The 7,463-nt window shown below is 65.8% G+C and carries 8 protein-coding genes and 1 pseudogene; 3 read left to right on the top strand and 6 right to left on the bottom strand.

The window, feature by feature from the left end; genetic code table 11:
- The 3 genes and pseudogenes from ACIQ42_RS13325 to ACIQ42_RS13315 all read right to left on the bottom strand — a co-directional run.
- Positions 1-429: pseudogene (locus ACIQ42_RS13325) on the bottom strand (phosphoserine phosphatase SerB); the annotation flags it as partial.
- Positions 430-473: 44 nt separating this feature from the next.
- Positions 474-881, bottom strand: a complete 408-nt coding sequence (locus ACIQ42_RS13320; RefSeq protein ID WP_397422702.1) for a type II toxin-antitoxin system VapC family toxin — start codon at positions 879-881, stop codon at positions 474-476.
- On the bottom strand, positions 878-1,111 hold the full coding sequence (locus ACIQ42_RS13315) for a FitA-like ribbon-helix-helix domain-containing protein (RefSeq protein ID WP_397404265.1): 234 nt from the start codon (positions 1,109-1,111) through the stop codon (positions 878-880). The genes ACIQ42_RS13320 and ACIQ42_RS13315 overlap by 4 nt, the downstream gene beginning before the upstream one ends.
- A 78-nt stretch (positions 1,112-1,189) precedes the next feature.
- On the opposite strand from ACIQ42_RS13315, the gene miaA reads away from it, so the two are divergent.
- From miaA to ybaK, 3 genes are all read left to right on the top strand, one after another.
- Positions 1,190-2,119, top strand: coding sequence for a tRNA (adenosine(37)-N6)-dimethylallyltransferase MiaA (gene miaA, locus ACIQ42_RS13310; protein WP_397422701.1), 930 nt, complete (start codon positions 1,190-1,192; stop codon positions 2,117-2,119).
- A gap of 184 nt (positions 2,120-2,303) precedes the next feature.
- Positions 2,304-4,094, top strand: coding sequence for an acetolactate synthase 3 large subunit (locus tag ACIQ42_RS13305; protein WP_397422699.1), 1,791 nt, complete (start codon positions 2,304-2,306; stop codon positions 4,092-4,094).
- Positions 4,091-4,561: a Cys-tRNA(Pro) deacylase gene (ybaK, locus tag ACIQ42_RS13300; protein ID WP_397422698.1), complete on the top strand. Its 471-nt coding sequence runs from the start codon at positions 4,091-4,093 to the stop codon at positions 4,559-4,561. The genes ACIQ42_RS13305 and ybaK overlap by 4 nt, the downstream gene beginning before the upstream one ends.
- Before the next feature lie 797 nt (positions 4,562-5,358).
- On the opposite strand, the gene ACIQ42_RS13295 is transcribed toward ybaK, so the two are convergent.
- The 3 genes from ACIQ42_RS13295 to ACIQ42_RS13285 form a co-directional block, all read right to left on the bottom strand.
- Entirely contained in the window at positions 5,359-5,883 is a 525-nt protein-coding gene (locus tag ACIQ42_RS13295; RefSeq protein ID WP_397422697.1) for a DUF1993 family protein, read from the bottom strand.
- 80 nt (positions 5,884-5,963) lie between these two features.
- Positions 5,964-6,278 carry a DUF6665 family protein gene (locus ACIQ42_RS13290; protein WP_397422696.1) on the bottom strand — a complete coding sequence of 105 codons (315 nt, stop codon included), beginning with the start codon at positions 6,276-6,278 and terminating at the stop codon, positions 5,964-5,966.
- A 52-nt stretch (positions 6,279-6,330) separates the two neighbouring features.
- Positions 6,331-7,308, bottom strand: coding sequence for a DUF4262 domain-containing protein (locus ACIQ42_RS13285; RefSeq protein WP_397422695.1), 978 nt, complete (start codon positions 7,306-7,308; stop codon positions 6,331-6,333).
- Positions 7,309-7,463 lie beyond the last annotated feature (155 nt).

The raw sequence follows: 7,463 nt of genomic DNA, 5'->3' as shown, positions 1-7,463 counted from the left end.
CAGCGGCAAGCCTTTCAGCATGGCCACGCGTTCCTTCAGCGCTGCCTCGAAATCCAGTTCGCCGCGCATCGCCCGCTCGGTAATCTCCGAGACTTGGGCCTTTACCCCGGCGAAATCGGCCAGCTCGTCGATGCACTCGACGTTGATGATGGTGGAGTCCATGTCGGCGATCAGCAGACGTTTGCGCCGGCCCTCGGCGGGCTGAAGGCAAAAGTCGACCGCCTTGCCCGCCAGCAAACCGGCGACCAGCGGGCGAAGCACAGCGAGGTCATCGGCCTCCATGAAGGTATCCACGGCAAGCCCGTCGACGGCCCCGAGATCCTCGGATTGACCGACGCGCACCCCCAACTCCTCGATGACAGAGAGGCAGGCTTCCACGTCGTGGTTTGCGGTGACGTGCGGGAGGATGGTGGTAAGGACAAGCATCATGGGACCCCGCATCTGGCTGATCGCCCGGCCGAGAGCAAGGGGCGTCAGACGAGCGAGCGCACCCGGGCGGAGAGGGCTGGATCAACGGAAACTGCCCGAATGAAGCGGGTGTCTGCCGTTACGACCTGACGATCCTCGCGCAGGGCGACAGCCAGATACACACAATCATACACGGGGTGCTGGAGCGCGAACGCCAGGTTCAGCGCCACATCCATATCCCCGGGATCGCGCGTCCACTCCACCGGGGCGTCTTGAATCTGCCGGAGGCGTCGTTCGGCCTGGGCGGACGTGAGGTGCCCGCGCCGGGCTCGGGACCAGAGCGCATTTGCCGCCTCGATCAGCATGAGGTCCGGCGCGCATAGCTTTTCCGACAGGAGGGCAAGCGCCTCGTCCTCTCCAGCCTCATCCAGAACCCACTTCAGCGCCACCGAGGCGTCGATGACCCAGCTCAACGGTTGTCGCGGAATTCGCGGATGATGTCGGCTGACTCGCCAATAGTCCGACCGCGAACTTCCTCGCGCAGCTCACGCGCGCGGGCCAGCCAGGCCTCCTTGTCGGCGCCGAGAACGCTTTCCAGGATGGCGCGATGCTCGGCCTCTGCGCTGCGGCCGTTTGCGGCGGCGCGGCGCTTGAGGGCCTCGACGGCGTGGGGGGACAGGTCGCGGACGAGCAACTGGGCCATCTGCAGTTGATAGCAAATGCTATCATCCTTCGCAACCTGCGGACTTGACCCCGGCGCGTCGTCGCCCGAACAAGGCCCATGGAACCCCGCATCTGGCTAATCGCCGGCCCAACGGCAAGTGGCAAGTCGGCGCTGGCGCTCCGGCTGGCGGAGGCGACGGGCGCGGAGATCATCAACGCCGACGCGCTGCAGATCTATGCTGATCTTCGGGTGCTGACCGCCCGGCCGGACGAGGCCGAGATGGCCCGCGCACCGCATCACCTGTTCGGGTCGGTGGATGCGTCTGAGGGCTGGTCGGTGGGCCGCTGGCAGCGGGCGGCGCGGACGGTTATCAACAACGTTCAGGGCCGGGGCGCGGACATCATCGTCGTGGGCGGCACCGGTCTCTATCTGCGCGCCCTGACCCAGGGTCTGGCCGAGATCCCCGAGGTCCCGGCAGAGTTGCGGCAGGCGGTCGCCGCAGAGTTCGCGACGCTGGGCGAGCCGGCGTTCCGCGCCCGGTTGGCTCAGGTTGATCCCGGCGCGGCGGCAAGGATCAGTCCCGGCGACCGCCAGCGTCTGGCCAGAGCCTGGGAGGTCTATGCCGCCACCGGCCGCGCCCTCACCGACCATCATGCCGCCTCTGAAGGCGCCCTGCCTGCCGGCAGCTGGCGCGCTGTCACCCTGGAGCCGCCTCGCGACAGACTCTATGCCCGCAGTGATGCGCGGTTGGAGGCCATGATCGCCCACGGCGCGCTCGAGGAAGTGCAGGCGCTGATGGACCGGGAGCTGGACCCTGCCCTCCCCGCGCTGAAGGCCGTGGGGGTCCAGCCGCTGGCCGCCTACCTGCGCGGCGGGACGCCTCTCGATATCGCACTTGCCGCCGCGCGCCAGGATACCCGCCACTACGCCAAGCGCCAGTTCACCTGGGCGCGCGGTCAGACCCCGGACTGGCCGCGGATCACCGGGCTGGACCCGCAGGACCAGTGGCGGCAGTTTCTTGCGCTCAACCCCGACTTGACGACCTGACGCGGGCATGCGACATCCCGTCATCTGAATTTCGAGGAATACTCGTGCGCAAGATCCTTGTACTTCCCGGGCGGCCGTAACGGCCTGACACAGATGTCAGGACCGATCGGTCGCTCGTCCCAGGCCCCCAGAGGGCCTTTTTTAATGTCCATTTTCCCCGTTTTCTGAAGCCAGGCCGCCCCAAATGACCGCTCACCAGACGATCGAAGCCCAACTGGATGTTATCTCCGGCGCCGAAATGGTCGTACGCGCCCTCATCGACAACGGCGTGGACACCCTCTTCGGCTATCCGGGCGGCGCCGTGCTGCCGATCTACGACGCGCTCTATGCCGAGCAGCGCCTGACCCACGTGCTGGTCCGCCATGAGCAGGGCGCCACCCATGCGGCGGAAGGCTACGCCCGCTCCACCGGCAAGCCCGGCGTGGTGCTGGTGACGTCAGGCCCCGGCGCCACCAACGCGATCACCGGCATTGTCGACGCCTTGATGGATTCGATCCCGCTGATCGTCATCACCGGCCAGGTCGCCACCCACCTGATCGGCACCGACGCCTTCCAGGAATGCGACACCATCGGCATCACCCGCCCCTGCACCAAGCACAACTATCTGGTGAAGTCGGTGGAGGAACTGCCGCGCATCCTGCACGAGGCGTTCCACATCGCCACCTCCGGCCGCCCCGGTCCGGTGGTCATCGACATTCCCAAGGACGTGCAGTTCTCCAGGGCCGCCTATCAGGGCCCGGAGGCGGTGAAGTCGATCCACAACTATTCGCCTCGCGTGAAGGGCGACGCCGGCAAGATCGCCGAGGCCGTCGCCATGATCGCCAAGGCCAAGCGCCCGATCCTCTACACCGGCGGCGGCGTGATCAACGCCGGGCCGCAGGCGTCCGAACTGCTGCGCGAATTTGCGGCGCTCACCGGTGCGCCGGTGACCTCGACCTTGATGGGTCTGGGCGCCTATCCGGCCTCGGGATCACAGTGGCTGGGCATGCTGGGCATGCACGGCTCGTTCGAGGCCAACAACGCCATGCACGACTGCGACGTGATGGTGGCCATCGGCTCGCGCTTTGACGACCGTGTCACCGGCCGCCTCGACGCCTTCTCGCCGGGATCGAAGAAGATCCACATCGACATCGACGCCTCCTCCATCGGCAAGAACGTGCGCGCCGACGTGGGCATCGTCGGCGATGCGGGCAATGTGATGGCCGACATGATCGCGGCCTGGAAGCAGCGCAACCTCAGCGTCGACAAGGCCGCGCTGAAAGACTGGTGGACGCAGATCGACGCCTGGCGGGCCCGCAACAGCTTTGGCTATCGCCCGGACACCAAGCTGATCAAGCCGCAGTACGCCATCGAGCGCCTGTATGAACTGACCAAGGGCCACGACACCTACATCACCACCGAGGTGGGCCAGCACCAGATGTGGGCGGCCCAGTTCTATCACTTCGACGAGCCCAACCGCTGGATGACCTCGGGCGGGCTGGGCACCATGGGCTATGGCCTGCCGGCCGCCGTGGGCGTGCAGATGGCGCACCCGGACAGCCTGGTCATCGACATCGCCGGCGACGCCTCCGTGCAGATGACCATGCAGGAGATCTCCACGGCCATTCAGTACGACCTGCCGATCAAGATCTTCATCCTCAACAACGAGTGGATGGGCATGGTGCGCCAGTGGCAGCAGCTGCTGCACGGCGAGCGCTATTCGCACACCTATTCCTCCAGCCTGCCCGACTTCGTGAAGCTGGCCGAGGCCTACGGCGGCGTCGGTATCCGCGCCGAGACACCGGACGAACTGGACGACAAGATCCTGGAGATGATCGCGGTGAAGAAGCCGGTCCTGTTCGACTGCCGGGTGACCAAGGAAGAGAACTGCTTCCCGATGATCCCGTCCGGTAAGGCGCACAACGAGATGATCATGGCCGGGGATACGCGCGACCTGGGCAGCATCATCGACGACAGCGGCAAAGGGCTGGTTTGAGCCGAACCACGCCGGCGACCCGGGCCCTCGACAAGGCCGGGGTCGCCTACACCCTGGCTACCTACGACTACGACCCCGGCGCGGAGCGTGTGGGCCTGCAGGCGGCTGAGGCGCTGGGCGTCGCGCCCGGCGAGGTGCTGAAGACCCTGATGGTCAAGGCCGACGGCAAGCCGGCCTGCGTGGTGCTGGCCTCGGACCGTGAGGTCAGCATGAAGCGGCTGGCCGCGGTGCTGGGCGCGAAATCCGCCGAGATGATGAAACCCGCCGACGCCGAGCGGCTCACCGGCTACCGGGTCGGCGGGGTCAGCGCCTTCGGCCAGAAACGCAGCGTGCCCACCGTAATCGACGCCGATGCCGCCGCCCTGCCCTCCGCCTTCGTCAACGCCGGCCAGCGCGGACTGCAGGCGCGGCTCGCGCCTGCGGATCTGGTGCGGGCGCTGGGCGCGATCGTGGCGGCGATCAGCTAGGCCTATGACCGGCCGGCCAATGTCCGCCCACAATCCGTTTTGGGGCGTTCGCGGTGGACGCATTCTCTCCGACGTGCTGGGAAAGGGGGACCATCGGCCGAGGAGCCGATGGGGGAGAGAGCAAGTCGAAAGCCCTGCCGGTAGACTGGCTGCCCCAAGGCGTTGAGGAAGGGACTCGCCGTCTCCACCGCCCGTTCCCTCACGTTTCACGGAAGAGCAAGGTCGGTAACCGAACCGTTGCGGAGGTCAAAGACCACGCATATGAGGCATGGATGGCGATACCGGCCTCAATTCGACGCAAGGCCATGATCGGATTGGCTGCAAGTCTACTCGGCTTTGCCTTTGGGGTAAGCGTGCCGGGCGCACGGTCATTCGGAGCAGCCATCTTTGTCGCGAGCAGCTTCACGTGGATTGACGTAGGAATGTGGATCGAGGCACAGGCTGGCTTTTCGTTCGATAAGAAAGTTCGGCCTCACCTCGAAAAGGCTGAACACATCTATTTTTCTGATCTCGCCTCAGTTCGTCTGAAGTTGGGTGGAGCAATCGCTTTGGCGGCGGGCCTACTAGTCCTTGTGCCGAGCGAGTATGTGGTTATCCCCGCGCTTATCATATACGGAGTGGCGACTGTCTCGCTCTGTATGCGAGACGCATTTCGTGCGGTTCGCAGGTCCCGCGACGAAATCGCCTGAGCCGGTCCGGTTCACTTTGGGACCAGCTTCGCGTCAGCTTTGAGGCCGCGTGAAATGCCGCAGTCCACGCCCAAACTGCGGTCGCCACTGCCGCGACGCGTCCGCAGCCTAGGCCATCTTCATCCGCATGGCGCCCAGATAGTCCCGCTTGCCCAGCGGCACGCCCGCCTGGCGCAGGATGTCGTAGGCGGTGGCGGCGTGGAAATGGAAGTTGGGCAGGGAGAAGCTCATGATGAAGTCCGGCACGGTGAACGGCATCTTCCGCTCACCCAGCTGGAACACCATGTCGCGGCCCTCCAGCGCATTCACCTCATCCGGGGTCATGGCCGCCAGTTCGGCGCGGGCGTCGGCCACCAGTTTCTGCAGACCGGCATAGTCGAGGCCGGCCGGCGGCTGCGGCGGGGTGAACACGCCGGACTTCGCGCCCTCGATGGCGCCGCGCGAGTGGTGCGCGACCGAGACGATCTGGAACAGGAAGGGCAGCATGTCGTCCTTCAGCCGGGTTCCGACGATGGTCGCGGTGTCGATGCCGTTGGCCTCGCAGTGCGCCCGACCCTTTTCCAGAAAGCCGGCGACGGCGCCCAGGGTCTGCAGATAGGACGCCACGCTGACGTCATAGAGTGAAATGGCCATTGGCAGGTTCCGTGGCGAAAGCTTTGATTTTGTGGTTACTGGCACGCTTCGCGCGGCGGAAGCCAAGCCGGTAATCGACCTCAGCGCGCGCCGATGCGGGCCATAACCTCGCGCGGAATGCCGAACTGGGCGACGACGGTGTTGCGATCGCGCAGGCCCAACACCTCGCGCTGCACCAGGAACCCCCAGACCGCGTCGGCGGCGGCTTTGACCAGGGCCGCCCGCCCCTCGCCGCCCTCATGCGCGGCCAGAGCCGCCAGTGACGCTTCCACCTTGCGCCCCGCCCGGCCCAGCGACTGGGCCTGTTCCTCGAGCAGTTCATGGCGAAACACCGCGTCGCCAGTCTCGACGCCGAGCCGCTTGAGGAACGTCTGGGGCATGCGCAGGGAGGACATGGGCTGAGTTTTGGCGGGTTGGAGCGGGTTGGCAAGCGCTGCGAAGGCAAATCTAGGCGATGAATTCATGTCGCCGGATCACACTCAGGTCGAAGGGCTGGAACAGCTTCGGCTGCAGATCCCGCATCTCACGGTCGCATCCGATTTCCCAAGGATAGAGACCGTCGATGTCGGGTACGAATAGCTGGAAGATTCTAACCGGAGCTTGCGGCTCGCCCCGCGTGGAGCGGAAGGCCTTGGCCAGCGGGAACCAGTCGTACTCCTCGATCTGACTTTCGTGCACCTGCCGCCAGCACACCTCATAGCCGAGACCACGCCAGCGCAGGCCATCCTCGATGTCGAGCGTCCTCTCGCGCAGATGCTTCTGGACCTCGATCAACTTGTCGTGCGCCGCTGCGCCATCGGGCCCGAAGGCGATCACGTCGGGCCCCCCGATATGTTCGGTCAGCCCCACCGAGTAGGCCCAACACAGCCTCGCCCCATCGACGGGCACAATCGTCCAGCCCCGTTCCCCGATCAGCCGTCGGGCGACCCGTTCTGGAGCGGGCATGTCGAAAGCCTGGGGATCGTTCTCGGGCAGATAGAGGGCCGGTTGACGCGGCCGAAGGTGCTCATCGTAGCCGGACTCCCACGGGTAGTGCCCCTCTGGATCTGGAAGCACAAGCTGGAACGCCTCCAGCCCGGAGAACTGGCCGGTGCGCGCAAACCGTCGCTGCTGCGCCAGGCTCAGCCAGCCGACGACTCCGGAGATCTGGCTCGGATGGACCTTTCGCCAAATCGGTGGGTGATCTTCGCCCATGGACCATGTCGCGCCTTCCTCGAAGCGCAGTTCACCCGACTTGAGATCATCGAAGGCCTGCCAAAGGACCCCGCTCGCAATGTCACGCGGGACGTCGAACATGACGACCTCGGGTTGATCCAGGGTTTCGTCAAAGCCGAGCGAGTAAGCCCAGGCGGGCGCCTCGCCGTAGGCGCCGACGTACAGGCCAGCCCAGCCGTGCTTTCGCACCCGGCGATACAGCCCACGCATCCTCCACCAGTCCGCTAGCCTCGAGAGCAAAGCCCACTCCCCTCACCCAAGGAGAACATATGAGGAACTGACGATCTGCGTCAAGATGCATACGAACGTTGCGGGGGCGAGGGTTTGCACCCCCACCCCCACCCGCCCTACCCCTTCACGCACAC

The sequence above is a fragment of the Phenylobacterium sp. genome (assembly GCF_044372605.1).
Lineage (GTDB): Bacteria > Pseudomonadota > Alphaproteobacteria > Caulobacterales > Caulobacteraceae > Phenylobacterium.
Note: the sequence above shows the minus strand (reverse complement) of the source record. Positions and strands in the feature narration are given on the sequence as shown.

Bases quoted from the DNA above. Each gene is read 5' to 3' on its own strand.
- ACIQ42_RS13315 (WP_397404265.1), bottom strand. From the start codon at position 1,111: ATGGCCCAGTTGCTCGTCCGCGACCTGTCCCCCCACGCCGTCGAGGCC.
- miaA (WP_397422701.1), top strand. From the start codon at position 1,190: ATGGAACCCCGCATCTGGCTAATCGCCGGCCCAACGGCAAGTGGCAAG.
- ACIQ42_RS13305 (WP_397422699.1), top strand. From the start codon at position 2,304: ATGACCGCTCACCAGACGATCGAAGCCCAACTGGATGTTATCTCCGGC.
- ACIQ42_RS13295 (WP_397422697.1), bottom strand. From the start codon at position 5,883: ATGGCCATTTCACTCTATGACGTCAGCGTGGCGTCCTATCTGCAGACC.
- ACIQ42_RS13290 (WP_397422696.1), bottom strand. From the start codon at position 6,278: ATGTCCTCCCTGCGCATGCCCCAGACGTTCCTCAAGCGGCTCGGCGTC.
- ACIQ42_RS13285 (WP_397422695.1), bottom strand. From the start codon at position 7,308: ATGCGTGGGCTGTATCGCCGGGTGCGAAAGCACGGCTGGGCTGGCCTG.